General features: G+C 60.9%; 15 protein-coding genes and 1 pseudogene. 2 read left to right on the forward strand and 14 right to left on the reverse strand.

Annotation, left to right across the window (positions count from 1 at the left end; all coding sequences use genetic code 11):
• Nucleotides 1–14: 14 nt before the first annotated feature.
• Entirely contained in the window at nt 15–1,274 is a 1,260-nt protein-coding gene (locus ACVWW1_RS13975) for a ribulose-bisphosphate carboxylase large subunit family protein (protein WP_456656196.1), read from the reverse strand.
• Between the two features lie 444 nt (nt 1,275–1,718).
• Between ACVWW1_RS13975 and ACVWW1_RS13980 the strand changes: the two genes are divergently transcribed.
• Nucleotides 1,719–2,636, forward strand: coding sequence for a LysR substrate-binding domain-containing protein (locus tag ACVWW1_RS13980; protein WP_456656197.1), 918 nt, complete (start codon nt 1,719–1,721; stop codon nt 2,634–2,636).
• Nucleotides 2,637–2,699: 63 nt separating this feature from the next.
• Here the strand turns inward: ACVWW1_RS13980 and ACVWW1_RS13985 are convergent, their stop codons facing one another.
• The 9 genes and pseudogenes from ACVWW1_RS13985 to ACVWW1_RS14025 form a co-directional block, all read right to left on the reverse strand.
• Entirely contained in the window at nt 2,700–3,230 is a 531-nt protein-coding gene (locus ACVWW1_RS13985) for a carboxyl transferase domain-containing protein (protein ID WP_456656198.1), read from the reverse strand.
• An 86-nt stretch (nt 3,231–3,316) separates the two neighbouring features.
• Nucleotides 3,317–4,108, reverse strand: a complete 792-nt coding sequence (locus tag ACVWW1_RS13990; RefSeq protein ID WP_456656199.1) for a class II aldolase/adducin family protein — start codon at nt 4,106–4,108, stop codon at nt 3,317–3,319.
• 294 nt (nt 4,109–4,402) lie between these two features.
• On the reverse strand, nt 4,403–4,546 hold the full coding sequence (locus ACVWW1_RS13995) for a hypothetical protein (RefSeq protein WP_456656200.1): 144 nt from the start codon (nt 4,544–4,546) through the stop codon (nt 4,403–4,405).
• A 102-nt stretch (nt 4,547–4,648) separates the two neighbouring features.
• Nucleotides 4,649–5,998, reverse strand: coding sequence for a fumarylacetoacetase (gene fahA / locus ACVWW1_RS14000; protein ID WP_456656201.1), 1,350 nt, complete (start codon nt 5,996–5,998; stop codon nt 4,649–4,651).
• Nucleotides 5,995–7,689, reverse strand: coding sequence for a cation/acetate symporter ActP (actP, locus tag ACVWW1_RS14005; RefSeq protein ID WP_456656202.1), 1,695 nt, complete (start codon nt 7,687–7,689; stop codon nt 5,995–5,997). The genes fahA and actP overlap by 4 nt, the downstream gene beginning before the upstream one ends.
• Nucleotides 7,686–8,000, reverse strand: coding sequence for a DUF485 domain-containing protein (locus tag ACVWW1_RS14010; protein ID WP_456656203.1), 315 nt, complete (start codon nt 7,998–8,000; stop codon nt 7,686–7,688). The genes actP and ACVWW1_RS14010 overlap by 4 nt, the downstream gene beginning before the upstream one ends.
• 43 nt (nt 8,001–8,043) lie before the next feature.
• Nucleotides 8,044–8,901: a CoA transferase gene (locus tag ACVWW1_RS14015; RefSeq protein ID WP_456656204.1), complete on the reverse strand. Its 858-nt coding sequence runs from the start codon at nt 8,899–8,901 to the stop codon at nt 8,044–8,046.
• 40 nt (nt 8,902–8,941) lie between these two features.
• Nucleotides 8,942–9,337 (reverse strand): annotated as a pseudogene (locus ACVWW1_RS14020) (CoA transferase); the annotation flags it as partial.
• Between the two features lie 11 nt (nt 9,338–9,348).
• Nucleotides 9,349–10,125: an enoyl-CoA hydratase/isomerase family protein gene (locus ACVWW1_RS14025; protein WP_456656205.1), complete on the reverse strand. Its 777-nt coding sequence runs from the start codon at nt 10,123–10,125 to the stop codon at nt 9,349–9,351.
• A gap of 138 nt (nt 10,126–10,263) precedes the next feature.
• Here ACVWW1_RS14025 and ACVWW1_RS14030 point away from each other — a divergent pair, with 138 nt between their 5' ends.
• Nucleotides 10,264–10,935, forward strand: coding sequence for a GntR family transcriptional regulator (locus ACVWW1_RS14030; RefSeq protein WP_456656206.1), 672 nt, complete (start codon nt 10,264–10,266; stop codon nt 10,933–10,935).
• Nucleotides 10,936–11,039: 104 nt separating this feature from the next.
• On the opposite strand, the gene ACVWW1_RS14035 is transcribed toward ACVWW1_RS14030, so the two are convergent.
• From ACVWW1_RS14035 to ACVWW1_RS14050, 4 genes are all read right to left on the reverse strand, one after another.
• Nucleotides 11,040–11,831, reverse strand: coding sequence for a crotonase/enoyl-CoA hydratase family protein (locus ACVWW1_RS14035; RefSeq protein WP_456656207.1), 792 nt, complete (start codon nt 11,829–11,831; stop codon nt 11,040–11,042).
• 50 nt (nt 11,832–11,881) lie between these two features.
• Nucleotides 11,882–12,982 (reverse strand): NADH:flavin oxidoreductase, encoded by a 1,101-nt coding sequence (locus ACVWW1_RS14040; protein ID WP_456656208.1) that lies wholly within the window; start codon nt 12,980–12,982, stop codon nt 11,882–11,884.
• A gap of 66 nt (nt 12,983–13,048) precedes the next feature.
• Nucleotides 13,049–14,248, reverse strand: coding sequence for an ABC transporter substrate-binding protein (locus ACVWW1_RS14045; RefSeq protein ID WP_456656209.1), 1,200 nt, complete (start codon nt 14,246–14,248; stop codon nt 13,049–13,051).
• A 79-nt stretch (nt 14,249–14,327) separates the two neighbouring features.
• Entirely contained in the window at nt 14,328–15,863 is a 1,536-nt protein-coding gene (locus tag ACVWW1_RS14050) for a class I adenylate-forming enzyme family protein (RefSeq protein WP_456656210.1), read from the reverse strand.
• Nucleotides 15,864–15,931 lie beyond the last annotated feature (68 nt).

Consider the following 15,931-nt stretch of genomic DNA (forward strand, 5'->3'; position numbering starts at 1 on the left):
GGGACGGTGCGGGCTCACGCCTTCATCTCCAGGGCGGCGCCGAGTTCAGGATGCGTCCTTGCACGCTCCTCGAGAGGGATACCTGCGATCGTTGCGTTCCAAGCCTCGCGCATGGCCCTCACGCCGGCCGCAGGCCCGTCGGGATGGGCAATGATGCCGCCGCCGGCCGTCACGATCAGGTCCGTAGAGTTCAGGCCCGCGTACGTCCCGGGCACCTGCCGCGCCGATTGCCCGGAGGAGAATACCGGCAACACCGTACACGGCTTGTCATCGAACATCGGCGTCAGGCATGCCCGCGCCGAGGCGATCACGCTGTCATCGTCCTCAGAGAACTTGTTTTGCAGACCGTTCACGTGCATGTGGTCGGCGCCGGCGAGACGCCAGAGCTTCTGCCAGGCGACGTAGGACCAGCCGAGCAGCGGGTGGCGGGACAGATAGCCCCAGCCGTTGCGGTGGGCGTGAATTGGCAACTCCGAGAAGCGGCGGAGCTCAATCATGCCAACAAGGCCCACCGAGTTGAGGCTTGCCATGATGCACGTGCCGCCGAGATCCCGGACGAGATCGTGGCGGCAGCGCATTTGATCGAGCTCGCCCGTCAGATTGAAGGCGTACATCACCTTCTTGCCGGTACGGTCCGCATGATCGTTGATGACGCGCATCACGGCCCGGACCCGCTGGTCGAACGGGCAGTCGGGCCCATCTGATTGCAGTTCGTCGTCTTTGATGAAGTCGATTCCGGCCTTGCAGAGATCCTCGACCATGGCCGCTGTCCCCTCGGCATCGAGGCCAACGCTTGGCTTGATGATGGTGCCGATCAGCGGGCGGCCGTGAACGTCGGCCAGCCGCCGCGAGCCCTCGACCCCAAAGCGGGGACCGGCATAGGCGGCGCCGAAGGCGGCAGGCAGGCGGATGTCAAGCAGGCGCAGGCCGCTGACATCCTTCAGCTCGAACAGGTTGCCGGCCACGGTCGCGACGAGGTTCGGCAGCGAGGGGCCGATGGTAGCCAATGGCCATGAAAGGGTGACAAGCGCCCGGGTGACGCGCTCGCCGGGCTTCGGCGGGAGCGCCGACGGGAGGGAGCGCGCTGCTACCGACTCGTCAACGACCACGAGCCGGGTCACGCGGGCAGCCGATCGCTCCTTGAGTTCGGGCGTCTCACCCGGGACCGCGACAAAGGTCCCGCTCGACTGCTCCCCGGCCATGATCTCGGCCGCCCGTTCGGGTGCGATAGCAGTTTCGAGCAGATAGTCAGCTTCAAAGCGATCGGACAGCATGGTCTTTCCTGACGAAATGGCCTCGGTGCTGGGCTCGTTTGTGATTGAGGCCGTGCCCCAGACGACATCATTGCGCAGGGCGCCGATGTCGCGGTGTTTCAGGGCGAGGCGGCTGACGAGCGCGGACGCGGTGGTTGGGTCGGCGACGTCACAGGTTCTCTTGGGGCCGGGTTGGCCGAATGAGGGCGCAGATCACACGCGCGCCGTTCGCAGGATACAGGGGAGCGGTCGCCTGCCGCTGCTCCGACTCGGACCGCTGGATAAGAGGTCCGGAGACGCCGACAACTTGTCGTTCATCCACTCCGCCATGGCGTAACTCCCGCTTCGATAAGGTATATTTTTCTTGATTGGCGGCGAACCTACATCCCGCGCCCGGTCTGCGACATTGCAAATCGGCGCAGGATGGTGTGAGTTTTCCTCACAGAGGATGCTGAGATCCGGGTCATGCCACTGCCTCGCCTGCCCTTGAATGCCCTTCGCGCCTTCGAGACGACCGTAAGGTTGGGCAGCATGTCGCGAGCGGCAACTGAACTCGGCGTCACGCACGGGGCCGTCAGCCGGCATATCCGCGAGTTGGAGGCGCTGTTCGGCCTTCCGCTGCTGCTCCGCTTGCCCAAGTCAGTCGCGCCGACTCCGGCGGGTTCGCAACTTGCCGTCAATTTGGGACAGGCCTTCGAGCTTATGCATCAGGGCGTTGCACGCCTCGCACCGGGGCCACTGACGCTGTCGTGCTCCGCGACGATTGCGATGAACTGGCTCATTCCCCGTCTCAGGACGTTCAAGCGCGACAATCCTGCAATCGAAGTTCGCCTCAACATCAACTACGGCGCGGTGGATTTCGTCCGGGGCGAGGTGAGCCTGGCAATCCGCCTCAGCACCTACCGCGCGCCGGAGGATGTCATCGTCAGGCCGCTGCTACACGAGGAAGTCGGTCCTATCTGCCACGCAGACTATGCCGACCGACTGGACCTGCACGAACCCGCTGATCTCGTGCGGGCGCACATCCTCGGCACGATGACGCGCACCGGTGCATGGGCCGAGTGGCTCGCCGCGATTGGCCGATCGGACCTGAACCTCCAGGTGCAGGAGACGTACGAGCATCATTATCTGCTCATCCAGGCGGCATCCTACGGCTTGGGCGTTGCGGTCGCACCTCGCATCCTGGTCGCGGACCAGATCGAGCGAGGTCATTTGGTCGCTCCTTTCGGGTTCATCCCTGGGCTGCATAAGCTGCATCTTTGGATCGCGCCGCATGTTCGTGCGCGTGAGGATGTTCGACGACTTTCAAGATGGATTCAGGACGAGATGATGAGTTACGCGACCGCTGGGACCGGTGCCGCTACTGAAGACGCTCGCCGGTGACGTCCGCGTTGCGGGTTAGATCGGATCTTGCCTAAGGCATGGGTGAACCCGCAGTTTTAGCCCTTAGCCGACCAAAGCGGGTGACGTGCTGCGCGTCCGCTTTCGGATCCTGGGCCGACACTTTTCCGCCCATGCAGTCTGCCCCAAGCCCTCGGGTCCTTCCCGGGCCCCCGCCCCTACGGCACAAGCGCGCCCCAAAAACTGGTTGACACGGTTGACAAGTTGCTCGCGCGCGAACTTCTTGGCTTTGATCTCGGTGAGAACGCCAGCAGCTTGTTCCTCGAACATCACGGAAATCTGGACTTGCGGCCATGTGAACATGAATCGCGGATCGAACGCACGTCTTGACATGCCATACGTTCCTGCGCCGTAGGAACCGTTACAGTTCACGGTGAGCTTCGGCACTGCGGCGCCGGAAACCGCCATAGTGAGCTTGAGCCCATCCTTGGTGATACCGCGCCGCTCGTACTCGCGGCCGACCATGAAACCGGTAATGTTCTGCAGGAACAGCAGCGGCGTACGATTCGTGTCGCAGAGCTGAATGGAATGGGCGCCCTTCAATGCGCTACACTCCCAGATGTAGCCGACCGCCATGGATCTGCACCGCCTTGATCAGGTGGAGCGCTTGGTCCGGCCAGCATTCCTCACGGTCCATTCAGCGAACCGCGCCGGTACCGCTCTTAGTCCTTGTAACGCGACCCCCTCGCGTCCAATGCGCGCCGATAAGCTTCGAACGAATCTTGCCCAAAGGCGGTCTTCTCGTCGAAGCCCTTCGCAACCTCGCTTTGCATCTGACGCGTCGTACGGCGCAGAATCTCTTCGGGCAAAGGCCGCCAGCCTTTCCCGAACGTTGCAGCTGCGAGCTGCACCTCGCATGCGCGTTGCAAGACCGTCATGCGGAATAGCGCCTCCGCGGCAGTCCTTCCGCAGGTTAGTAGCCCATGATGTCTCAGGATCATGTAGTTCTTGTTGCCGAGCGATTTGACAAGGCGCTCGCGCTCGCCGAGATCCGTCGAAATGCCCTCGAAATCGTGATACGCGATTTGGTCGTAAAGCATCGCGCCGTAGAAGCTGTGATGCGAGAGCCCCTCATCCGTGCAAGCAACGGCCACTCCGGCCGTCGTGTGCGTGTGGGCGATGAAATGGGCGTCATCGCGCGCGGCATGAACCGAAGAATGGATTGTGAACCCCGGCGCGTTGACGCGACCCGGAACGTCCACAACTTTATTCCCATCAAGATCGATCTTGATGAGATTGGAAGCCGTGACTTCGTTGTACGCCAGCCCGAACGAATTGATCAGAAAGTGCTTCTCGGGACCCGGCACGCGAGCCGTGATGTGATTGTAGATGTGTTCGCACCAGCCTAGATCAAAAAAGACATGATACAGGACAGCGAGGTCCTCTCGGACCAGCCGCTCTCCGGCGGCCAGCGCGTTCTGGCTGACTTCTCCAGGGGAAGTTTGGACGTTCATGCGATCCTCCGAACAAGATTATTGCTGGCCGGCACCTCAGTTGAGCAGATCCGGCTGTTTCTTTTATGACCTTCGAATACAGGGTCTGGAATTGCACCACCCTGCTTAGGCGGGAAGTTCGTTGACCTTGCGCGACTATAATCATCTTGCCGATCCATTCCTGATGGTCGGAATAAACCAGGCAAGCATAGGCTGTGCTTCGGTAGCGCCCCGCGGGCCGCAATTTATCCTCCTACACTTGCTTGCCGAGTTTTGCGTGAGCCCTGCGGCGATATCGACCGCATCACGAGGGGCTCAGAAGACAAACGCAGCCAAGCGGCCCACCATGGCGACCGATAAGGCTACGAGAACGACGAGAAGTTGCCCAAACTGGACCTCTTCCATGTCGATGTCCGGCATCGTGATCATGGCGTATGCGATCATGTGGCAATTTTCCATGACAGTTCCTCTCCTAGCTATTGTTCTGCCGTCTTCCGGGCAGTACCCAACCCGCTCGGAGCGGATCGCTCGAGGGGCGACTCTTCGCTTAACACGCACGGATCAGGCCGCCCTGCTTTCAAGCTCCGTCTGGTGAGATGCCGCAATCGTTCCGACGCACACTCCGAAGCCGATGGATGCAAAGCCCTCGCGGCTGCAGCGCCCCCCAAATCTGATCTCGTCGCCGTCGAGCAGAAAGCCGCGACGCTCTCCGTTGGGAAGCGTAATAGGGCGGGCTCCGGCAGAGGTGAATTCGAGCATGCTGCTTAATTCAGCGTCGGTCGGTCCGGAGATCGTGCCGGTGCCGATCAGATCCCCCGGCAGAAGGTTGCATCCATTGATCGTGTGGTGAGCAACCATCTGCGCCGGTGTCCAATATAGATACTTGGCGTTCGAGTTGAGAATTTCGACCGGAACGTCCCCTGCAGCCCGCATCTTTTCGGTCGTGAGAAACACCTTCAGGCTTATGTCCAGCCCGCCACTTTTCTGATCATCATCGTCGAGCAGATATTTCAATGGCTGAGGGTCCCCGTGAGGACGAACCATCGCCGGAATGCGGAATGGCGCCAATGCGTCCGCGGTGACAACCCACGGCGAGACAGACGTTGCGAAACTCTTGCTGAGGAATGGTCCGAGTGGGTACATCTCCCAGCGCTGGACGTCCCTCGCCGACCAATCGTTGAGAAGTGAATAACCGACAATCTGTTCGCTTGCGCGTTCAATCGGGATGGGACTTCCGAGCTCGTTGCCGCCACTGAGATAGAACCCCATCTCCAATTCGAAATCGAGCCGATCGCACGGACCAAAGCCAGGACTGCCTCCGTCCACCGATGGCGTCCGCTGTCCAATGGGTCGGCGAACAACACCCTGCCCGACTTGCACCGAAGACGCCCGTCCGTGATAGGCAATCGGCACCCATTTGTAGTTGGCGGGGAGCGGATTTTCCGGCGTGAGAAGTGCGCCCGCCGCCTTCGCGTGATGTAAGCCGGCATAAAAATCCGTGTAGTTCGGCACCGCGGTCGGACGAAACATCGTGCAAGCGCTCAGTGGGACCAGCAGGTCAGACGCACGGCGGCGCGCAGCTTCACCGCTTGAACCCGCGTCAAGCGCGGCACTGATTGCCTTTCGTAAGGTGTGTAACGCGCGAGGTCCCAACGCAAACAGCGAGTTGAGCGAGGAGTCGGCGACAGTCCACTCGGGAATTTCTGCCGGCAGGAGACCGCCCCTGTGCGCCGAATGAAGATCGAGGATCTGGTCGCCGATCCCAACCCCCGCGGATCGTTTTCCGTCCTTGCCACGGCTGAAGACACCGAGCGGCAGATTCTGGATGGGGAAGTCGCCGGAGGGATCGTTGGCGGACGACACAAAACTGCGGCGCGCCGGATCGTGGGTCTCGTCGATGTTGGCGTTCATCGTGCAACTCCCGCCAGCACGTTGTTGCCTTCAGAGAGGCCGATGCCGATCTCCGATTGCACAAACTGAGCATCAAACGCGCGCCGCTCGGCCGCGGCACGGGCTGTTCTGTCGCTCAGCGAACCGAGCCATATCGTCAGGAATGCAAGCGGCATCGAGAAGAGCGCCGGATTGTCGTAGGGAAACAACGGTACCGCGAAATGGAACACCGCGACCCAGACTGTTTTGCTCAGCACGACGAACACGAGTGAGCTGAATAGGCCGACCAGGCCGCCGGCAACCGCGCCGCGCGTGGTAGTACCGCGCCAGAAGATCGCCATCGCCAGCACAGGAAAATTGCAGCTTGCCGCGACCGAAAGCGCTAACCCCGCCATGAACGCGACATTCTGGTTCTCGAAAATGATGGCAAGGCCAACCGCGACGATGCCGATTGCGACCGCGGCGATCTTAGCAACCATCACTTCACGTGCCTCCTGAGCGTGACCCCTCGCAATCACCTGACCATAAATATCGTGGCTCACTGCGGACGCCCCTGCGAGCGTCAATCCGGCCACCACGGCGAGAATGGTGGCAAACGCGACGGCCGAGATAAACCCAAGCAGGATCGGTCCGCCGAGTGCGCCCGCCAGGTGGACGGCCGCCATATTGGGGCCGCCGATCAGATCGGTGACCTTGTTGAACTGGCCACCCAATCCGGCGTTGAAGAAGCTCGCATCCGGCATAAGGACCACCATCGCGGCAAAGCCGAACAGCGGGATGACCAAGCAGAAGTAAGCCACGCAGGTCGTTGCATAGAAAACCGACTTCCTTGCACCTGCGGAATCCTTGACGGTGAAGAACCGCATCAGGATATGCGGCAATCCAGCGGTCCCGAACACCAGCGCGAGTCCAAGCGAGATCGCGGAAACCGGCTCGGCGAACAGCCCGCCGGGAGAGAGAATTGCTGCACCTTTGGGGTGGACCCGGCTCGCCTCGGCGAAAAGGCGTCCAAGGCTGAAATCGAAGCGCCACAACACCACCAGCGCCATCAAGGTGCCGCCAATCAGCAGCAGCAGCGCCTTGGTGATCTGAACCCAGGTGGTAGCCTGCATGCCGCCGACAGCCACATAGACGATCATCAGAAGTCCGACACCAATGACTGCGAACAGATAGTTCACGCCGAACAGAAGCTGAATAACCTTGCCGGCGCCGATCATCTGCGCGATCAGGTAAAACAGCACGACCACGAGACTACCCGTGGCGGCGACCAAACGAACCGAGGTGCGATCAAGACGAAACGACGCTGCGTCGGCGAACGTGTAACTGCCGAGGTTACGCAATCGCTCCGACATCATGAACAGCACGATCGGCCAACCCGTCAAGAAGCCCAACGCATAGATGAGGCCATCAAAGCCGGTCGCATAGATCAGCGCCGAGATACCAAGAAAAGCCGCGGCCGAGAGGAAATCCCCCGCAATCGCCAGGCCGTTCTGGAGCGGCGTGATCTCATGTCCCGCCGTATAGAAGTCCGCCTTCGATTTGGTTCGACCAGCCGATCGATACGTGATGAGGAGCGTGACGGCGACGATCAACAGGAACATGCCGATGGCAACCCAATTGAGATCTCGCCCCGCTACAACAGCGGTCGCCTGCGCATGCGCGGAAAAGGAAACTGTCGCCGCGATAGCCGCCAGCAGAATGCGCATGATCATCGGCCACACTCCTGGCGAACGAGCTGTGTCAAGCCGTCGAAGTACGTGTTGGAACGGCGTACATAGTAACCGGTCAGCGCAACGACCGAGGCGATCATGCCAAGCGCGATCGCCATGCCCAACGGAACGACTCCGCCTGCCATGCTCTTCCCGAGCGCTGACGACGCCGCTGAGATCAGTCCGATGAAGCCGAAGAACATCAGCAACGTGGCGATCGAGAGCCCCCACCGCAACCGCGCCCGTGCGGCGGTCAGCTCACGAAAAGACGGATTAGACAGGATTTTTCGCGTTTGTTCCGAAGACAGCGACATGATTTCCCTCCCGCATCTTTTTGGCTAGTTGGCTTCGGCGCGGCTAGGACGCCTGTTTCAGGACATCGTCACTACCGGGCGCCGCGGATGCTTCTATCGACGGCGAGGGTCGCGGCGGAATGTTCGTCAACAGCACGCCCGAATTGGTGAGGGCAGCAATCTCCTGATCGGAATAGCCGTATTCCTTCATCACTTCGACGTTGTGTTCGCCGCGAAACGCGGCTTCGCGCGCAGCGGCCAGCGGCGTCTTTGAGAAGCGCCAGGGCTTGCCGGGGATTCTGACAGCCTTGCCGCGACGGTCGGTAACCTCCTCTATCGCGCCCCACCATTTGACCCAATCCGAACCGGCGAAGTCCTTGACCGAGCGGACCACGCCGAACGCCAGCTTCACTTCGTCGAGCTGGGCATCGAGTTCGCCGGCCGTGGCAAAGGAAAGAATCCACTGCTGGATGATCTCGTAAAGGGCGTTGAGATTCTTCCGGCGCGCCGCCGGCGTGGCAAATCTGGGATCTGAAGCGAGGTCGGGGCGACGCATCGCCGCGATGTAATTCGGAAACGTCAGGCTGCTGACGACACTGGTCGCGATTGTGATGACGTCACCGTAGCTTGTCTTGAAGAACGGCGAGTCAGCAGGTCCGAGCGCCGCCGGTTCGGCGCCGAGATCCACGTCGGAGAGATCGGCGTGCACCCGCTCATTGACGGCAAGCATAGTGGCGGCCATCGCGATGTCGACATATTGGCCCTCGCCTGTTTGGTCGCGGTGATGCAGTGCTGCCAAAATGCCGATGATCGCTTCTAGGCCCGTATAAATATCGGCATGCGAATAGGCATCGTGCCGCTTGACCGTGAGATCCTCGCCGAGATGGTCGATCATTCCCCCGACAAAGCCGGATTTCGGCATGGACGGTCGGCGCGTAGGCGCTGCGGTGTGACAGCGCGCTGCCCTGGCCGTAGCCGCTGATCGAAGCGTAGATAACTTTCGGGTTGCGCGCGGCGACGGATTCATAATCGAGGCCGAAGAATTTCAATGTCCCGGCACGAAAATTCTCAACGATGATGTCGGCGCTATCGCACATCCTGCGCACGACTTCTCGCCCCTCGGGGAAGTTAAGGTCGATGCTGATGTTCCGTTTCCCGACGTTCTGTTGGATATAGTAGTAGGACATGCTCGCGGTTTCGTCGCCAGGCAGTGCGTACCGTGAGATGTCGCCGCGCGGCGGCTCGATCTTGATCACGTCGGCGCCAAGGTCCGACAGGGCCCTGGTACAATGGGGACCAGCAAGGACGCGCGAGAAGTCGACGACCTTGATTCCGGCAAGGGGGGCACGAGTTGTCATGACGATGTCCCTTAGCGGCCGGAGAAGATGGCGTGACCAGGCCCGGACTCGCGGAAGGCCTTGAGGCCGACGACGAGATCGTTGCTCTGAAAGATTGGACGCTGGGCGTCAGCCATTGCGCGGTCGGCTTTCACGACGCTCTCATCCATATATTCCCGGATCAGTCGTTTGGTGGCGCCATGCGCTACGGTCGGACCCATCGCGAGCTCGAGCGCGAGGATCCGCGTCGTTTCTTCAAGCTGGGCTTCGGGCACGACGCGATTGACGATATTCCAGCGCTCCAGCGTCGCCGCATCATAGCGACGGCCGAACAGAGCCATTTCCCTGGCGCGCGCCACGCCGGCGCGCGATGCCACACGTTGTATGGCGCCCATCAGCGGATGCAGGCCCAGCGTCACTTCGACCATGCCGGCCTTCGCGGAGTCCGCGGCAACGATGATGTCGCAGGCCAGCGCCAGCTCGAATCCGCCACCGAGGGCCAATCCGTGCATGCTCGCGATGATCGGCACCGGGACCTGTTCGAGCGCATCCAGGCAGGCGCACACATCAATTTCAGGCAGCCGTTCGCCGCGATTGTCGAATAGTTCTATTTCGGCACCGGCGGAGAAGTGTCGCAACCCGCTGCGAAGGATAATGGCGCGCGCGCCCTCCTTATGAGCCTTTTCGACTGCGTCCAGGAGCGCAGTCAGCAGCGGCTTTGCCACGAGATTATAGGGAGCGAAAGTCATCGTCAGGGTAACGAGATCGCCCTCCCGACTGACGGTAACCAACTCGGTTGGTGTGGCCATTGAATTCCTCCGGATTTTTTTCGTGTTAATCGTTTAGTTCGATAATGGAACGGTACAGAAGAATATCGTACGGTCAATAGAAAAAAGATATTTTTGGATCTATGTTGTATTCCTTCGAATCCTTGTGGAAATGGCAGGATGCCCCAAGACGCGACCAGCCTTACCGTTTCAGCCTATGTTCGACTTCGCTCGGACATCCTGGCCGGCCGCTTGCCGGCTGGCGGAAAGCTGAAAATTCAAGATCTGGCTCAATATCTTGGGGTCAGCCCGAGCGTTGTACGGGAGGCTCTTTCGCGTCTCTCCGCCGAGGCGCTGGTTATTGCGGAGCCCCAGCGGGGTTTCCGTGTGGCGCCCATCAATGCCGCCGACGTTTCGGATTTGACGGCCGTCAGAATCGACATCGAACTGAAATGCGTGCACCGCGCGATGAAACTCGGCGGCCTCAAATGGGAGGCTGCCATTGTCGCAGCCGATCATGAACTCTCGCATACGCCCCATGACATTCACGACCTGGGCGACGACTGGATGATCGCCCACGCGAAATTCCATGCCACTTTAGTGGCGGCCTGCGACAGTCCCTGGCTGCTGCGAATCCGCGACCAACTCTTCGTCCAGGGCGAACGCTATCGCCGCATCAATGCGCGAATGTCGCGGGCGGATCGTGATCTGCGCGCCGAACATTCGGCACTGGCCAAAGCCATTCTTGGCCGGGATGTGAAACTCGCCACCGACCTGATGACGGAACATCTGCGCTTGACCGAGGTGCTGACGCTTCAGTCGCTCAAGTTGCACGACGCAGCCGTCGCCTAGCAAAAGCGTCTCCCGGTCCGATACATTCAATTGGGGCAGCCGCACTCAATTGACCATCGCTCGTAGCCATCCCGTGAGCGACGTCCAACTGTGTCCGCCGAACCCTATTTCCCGCGGAATACGGCCGAGCGACGTTCCATGAAAGACTGGATGCCTTCTTTCATGTCTTCGCTGCTGAAGACGCGATCCTTGATCTTGGGAATGTAGTCGATCGCGGCGCTCTCGCCGGCCTCGATGTATTTCAACGCGGCCTCCTTCGTCACCTGAATGCCGATCGGCGCGTTCTGGGCGATCAGATTCGCAATCTCCATCGCGCGCGCAATCTGCTGGCCGGGTGCAACGACTTCCTGAACGAAGCCGATCTTGTGAGCTCGGGCTGCGCCGAACTCGTCACATAGGAACAGGTGATACATCGCGTCTCCCCAACCCGCCCGCGTCAAATACCGGAAATGGGCACCACCAAGAGGCGCGATCCCGCGCTTGGATTCCATCTGACAGAACCGGGCGTCGTCGGCGGCGACGACGATGTCGCCAGCCAGCATCATTTCGATGCCGATCGTGAAGCAGATCCCCTGCACTGCCGTCACAATCGGCTTGCGGCACCGGCTCTTCAAGGCGAACGCATCGATGTTGCCGGGCTTGATCTCGGTGTTCTCGGCCTTGGGTCCGAAGAACTTCGGCATATCCAGCCCGGCCGTGAAATCCGGACCCTCGGCGCAGAGTACCCCGACCCAATAGTCGTCGGTGCGATCAAGAAGCGTCATCGCATCCGACATCTGCGCCATCATCTGCGGGCTGAAGGAGTTCTTCTTCGCCACGTTGTCGATGATGATCTTGAACACATGCCCATGCACCTCGGTGCGGATCTGGCCGACCTGGGTCTTGGTCTCGCTCATTGTTCGTCTCCAAATTGCTTCCAGACGACTGCGCAATGACGCGCACCAGCCTAGCTCAGCGCCGCAAACGCGGTCCGTTCGAAAGCCATCAACTCCTCGGTCCGGCCGTCGCGTATCTTCAGGAGCCATTGCGGATCCTGAAGCAGCGCCCGCCCCACCGCGACAAGATCGAACTCCTCGCGATCGAGGCGGCGGATCAGTTCGTCGAGGGACGCCGGACGGGAGCTCTCCCCGCCATATGCGGCGATGAACTCGCCGGTCAGGCCGACCGACCCGACCGAGATCGTCGGCACTCCCGTCACCTTCTTGGCCCATCCTGCGAAGTTCAAATCGGAGCCCTCGAACTCCGGCTCCCAGAAGCGCCGTTGCGAGCAATGCAGAATGTCGACCCCCGCCTCGACCAGAGGTTTGAGCCAGGCTTCCAACGCGCGAGGCGTATCGGCCAGCTTCACTTCGTAGTCCTGTTGCTTCCACTGGCTGATGCGGAGCAATATAGGAAAGTCCGGTCCGACCGACTTGCGCACAGCGCGGACGATATCAGCGGCAAACCGGGCCCGCCCCGGCAGGTCCTTCCCTCCGTAGGCATCCTCGCGGCGATTGGTGCCTTCCCAGAAAAATTGATCGATTAGATAGCCGTGCGCGCCGTGCAATTCGACGGCGTCGAACCCCAGGCGCTTCGCAGCAAGCGCCGCATCGGCGAAAGCGCGGATGGCGTCTGCGATGTCCTCTTCGCTCATCGGCTCGCCGAATTTCTTCTCCGGTCGCGACAGACCAGACGGACTGTCGTAGGCGCCCGGAGGAGACCAATCCTGGGCGCGGGTGCGAACGGCTCCGACATGCCATAGCTGCGGTGCCATCAGGCCTCCCGCGGCATGCACCTCGTCGACCACACGCCGCCACCCCGCCAGCTCCTTCTCTCCGTGAAAACGGGGAACATTCGGATCGTTCAGGGATGCCGGACGATCGACGCCCGTACCCTCCGAGATAATGAGGCCGACGGCTCCTTCGGCACGCCGACGGTAATACCGCCCGACGTCTTCGGTCGGGATTCCGCCCGGAGAGAATGAGCGCGTCATGGGCGCCATCACGACCCGGTTCGGCAAGTTCAGCACTTTCAGCTTGAAAGGCCGGAAAAGAACGTCGCTGGACATCCGTGCTCCATGGTTCAGTTGGTCGTTTTGCGGGCCTAGATCATCCGCATGTTCAGAAGGTACAATTCACTTTCCGTCGGCGCTGAGTACGTCACCGAATTGCTCCCACGTGCTCCCGTTCCAGCGCTGAAGCTGTAGCTGCGTGTACGCCATGCTGCCTTCCGGGCCCGTGTTGATCACGACACCCGGTATGGAAGTGGGAAGAGACAGCCCGCGTATGCTCCGCGATTGCCTGACGATGTTCTCGCGCGAGAGATCGTTGCCGCACTGCTTGAGCACCTGCTCCAGGATCTGTCCCTGCTGGGTACCGAACAGATAATTGTTATCGCCGATATCGGCGCCAGGCAGGTATTTGGTAAAAAAGTCGCGGTACCACTTGATGCCCGGATCATCCGCCCACTTCTTGTCGTTCGGATCCTTGGTGATTGTCGCGGCAACTATGCCCACGGCCTTTTCCGGCCCCGCAGGGACGATGGTCGACGACACCGAGCTCGAAACGAAGTTGATCAGGAACAGCGGCTTCCAACCGATCTCATCGACTTTCTTGATGGCTTGCGCTGCGAATTTCGGCGTGCCGGCAACCAAAAAGGCCTCTGCGCCAGACGACTTCAGCGACACGACGTGGGAATCAATCGTTGGCTCGGTCACCTCATAGGAGGACACCACGACCTTCTTGTCGAAATCGTCCTTCAGGTAGGCCTTGAATGCATTGACGAAATCCTTACCCAGATCGTCGTTCTGATAGAGTATCGCGATCTTCGCATCGGGCCGAGTTTGGGTGATGTACTTTGCGTAGATTCGTCCTTCGGTGTCGTAGCTTGGCAATCCCGTCGTGGTCATCGGGAATTCAGCGAAATTCGTGAACTTGCTGACCCCGCTCACGACAAACAGATGCGGCACTTTCTTCGCGTTGACGTACTTGATGGTGGCGCTGATGCCAGGCGTACCCAACGGGCCAAACAGGAACGCCACCTCGTCGCTCTCGATGAGTTTCCTGGTCTGCTCCACCGTCTTGGGAGGGCTGTAACCGTCGTCGTAGGTGATGAGGTTGATCTTCCGCCCGTTGATGCCGCCACGCTCGTTGATCGAATTGACGTAGGCGATCATGCCCTTTCCGGTATTGCTGAGCGGCGACGCGGGGCCGCTAAAAGGGAACGTCGCCCCTATCTTCACCTCGGATTCGGTGACCCCAGGCGTTTCCGCGCCGGCCTGCACACTTGCCATCGATACCGCAAGCGCCGCAACAATGATGGTCGTCTTAAGCATTTGCCATCTCCCTTCGGCGACAATTCCGTCGCTCACCATTCTTCCTTGATCGGGCGTAGCTCGATTTCGGGCGCCTCCGTCAGCCCGCGGCTGCGTTGGACATCCCTGCGCTTGCGCGCGCGTTGGCCATCTCGCGCAGCTGGTGCTTGAGGATCTTGCCGGTTGAGGCCGAGGGCAGAGCCTCGAGCACGATCAATTCGGTCGGACGCTTGTACGACGTGAGCAGTTGAGCCGTATACGCCTTCAGCTCTTCAGCGCTGACGCTGGCGCCGGGGAGAAGCTGAACGAACGCGACGACCTCCTCGTTGCCCTCGACCTTCCGTCCGACGACGGCCGACTGGACGACCTGGTCGTGCGCATTCAGGACCGCCTCCACCTCGGCGGGGTAAACGTTGAAGCCGGAGCGGATGATCAGCTCTTTGGTGCGACCGGCGATGTAGAGATGCCCCTGGCCGTTGACCCGGGCGAGGTCCCCCGTATTGAACCATCCCTGGTGATCGATCGCCGCCGCCGTCAGATCGGGCGCGCGATAGTAGCCGAGCATGATGTTTGGACCACGAACGTGCAATTCGCCCACTTCGCCGGTCGCGACCTGCTTTCCCTGCCCGTCCACGATCCGGTGCTCGATGCCCGGAAGAAACGGGCCGACCGACTCATCCGCGACAGGCTGTTCCGAACGGACCCCCGTGAGTCCGGGTGAGCATTCCGTTATGCCGTAATTGTTCAGCAGCGGGATTCCAAACTCGTCCTCGATCCGCTTCTTGAGATCGAGGTCGAGCGGAGCGCCCGCGACGGCCATGATCCGCAGCCTGCCCCGCTCGAGCCGTTGGAGGCCCTTGACCGCCTTGTGTTCGAGCAGACGCTGATATGTGGCGGGCACGCCGAACAGGCTCGTGATCCCCTCCTCGGCGATGGCATGAGCCAGCGCAGCCGGATCCGCCTTGGCTACGACATGCAACGTGCCGCCGTGCATCAGCGTCGAGATCAGCAGGATCGCATACCCGACGATGTGCGACATCGGCAGCACGCCGTAGACACGGTCGTCTGGACTGCTCCGGCGAAGGATTCCCGACGTCCTTGCGGTGAAGAGGAGGTTGCGGTGACTCAGCATGACGCCCTTCGGCGCGCCAGTCGTGCCCGAGGTGTATAAAAGGCCCGCGACCTGGCGGGCGCCATCCTTCTCGACTGGCTCTGCTTTCGCATCCGCATTGAGAGGACCGACACCGATTCCACCAAACGGCCCGACGGCGCCGATTGTCGCACCGACGCGGGTGGCGTGATCGGCCGCTTCCTTCGACAGAGCCGAGTTGAACAGCACGCGTCTGGCGCCGCTGTGCGTCCCGATCAGGTCGATTTCCCTGGGCGACAGGCGAGGATTGACCGGAATACCCCAGGCATCGAGCTTGCTCGCTGCGAAGAGCATCACGCCGAGGGCCACGCTGTTCTCACTGGCAATGATCACGCGATCACCGGGCCCGATGCCCAAGCCGGCGAGATTCTTTGCCGCAGCCTCGACCGCATCCGAGAACTGCCGGTAGCTCCAGGCACGCCCGCCTTCCATAAAGGCCGGATGATCCGGAATATCCCGCACGAACGGCGCGTAGACCTCATGCACTCTGGGCGGCAGGCCATCCAGCAGTTCGGCTTGCGGTGAGCTCGTCCACGCTCCTCATGCCATCCTCC

It is taken from the genome of Bradyrhizobium sp. JR3.5, assembly GCF_054057015.1.

Excerpts from the sequence above, each read along its gene's own strand:
- ACVWW1_RS13975 (WP_456656196.1), bottom strand. The coding sequence starts at position 1,274 with ATGCTGTCCGATCGCTTTGAAGCTGACTATCTGCTCGAAACTGCTATC.
- ACVWW1_RS13980 (WP_456656197.1), top strand. The coding sequence starts at position 1,719 with ATGCCACTGCCTCGCCTGCCCTTGAATGCCCTTCGCGCCTTCGAGACG.
- ACVWW1_RS13985 (WP_456656198.1), bottom strand. The coding sequence starts at position 3,230 with ATGGCGGTCGGCTACATCTGGGAGTGTAGCGCATTGAAGGGCGCCCAT.
- ACVWW1_RS13990 (WP_456656199.1), bottom strand. The coding sequence starts at position 4,108 with ATGAACGTCCAAACTTCCCCTGGAGAAGTCAGCCAGAACGCGCTGGCC.
- ACVWW1_RS13995 (WP_456656200.1), bottom strand. The coding sequence starts at position 4,546 with ATGGAAAATTGCCACATGATCGCATACGCCATGATCACGATGCCGGAC.
- fahA (WP_456656201.1), bottom strand. The coding sequence starts at position 5,998 with ATGAACGCCAACATCGACGAGACCCACGATCCGGCGCGCCGCAGTTTT.
- actP (WP_456656202.1), bottom strand. The coding sequence starts at position 7,689 with ATGATCATGCGCATTCTGCTGGCGGCTATCGCGGCGACAGTTTCCTTT.
- ACVWW1_RS14010 (WP_456656203.1), bottom strand. The coding sequence starts at position 8,000 with ATGTCGCTGTCTTCGGAACAAACGCGAAAAATCCTGTCTAATCCGTCT.
- ACVWW1_RS14015 (WP_456656204.1), bottom strand. The coding sequence starts at position 8,901 with ATGCCGAAATCCGGCTTTGTCGGGGGAATGATCGACCATCTCGGCGAG.
- ACVWW1_RS14025 (WP_456656205.1), bottom strand. The coding sequence starts at position 10,125 with ATGGCCACACCAACCGAGTTGGTTACCGTCAGTCGGGAGGGCGATCTC.
- ACVWW1_RS14030 (WP_456656206.1), top strand. The coding sequence starts at position 10,264 with ATGCCCCAAGACGCGACCAGCCTTACCGTTTCAGCCTATGTTCGACTT.
- ACVWW1_RS14035 (WP_456656207.1), bottom strand. The coding sequence starts at position 11,831 with ATGAGCGAGACCAAGACCCAGGTCGGCCAGATCCGCACCGAGGTGCAT.
- ACVWW1_RS14040 (WP_456656208.1), bottom strand. The coding sequence starts at position 12,982 with ATGTCCAGCGACGTTCTTTTCCGGCCTTTCAAGCTGAAAGTGCTGAAC.
- ACVWW1_RS14045 (WP_456656209.1), bottom strand. The coding sequence starts at position 14,248 with ATGCTTAAGACGACCATCATTGTTGCGGCGCTTGCGGTATCGATGGCA.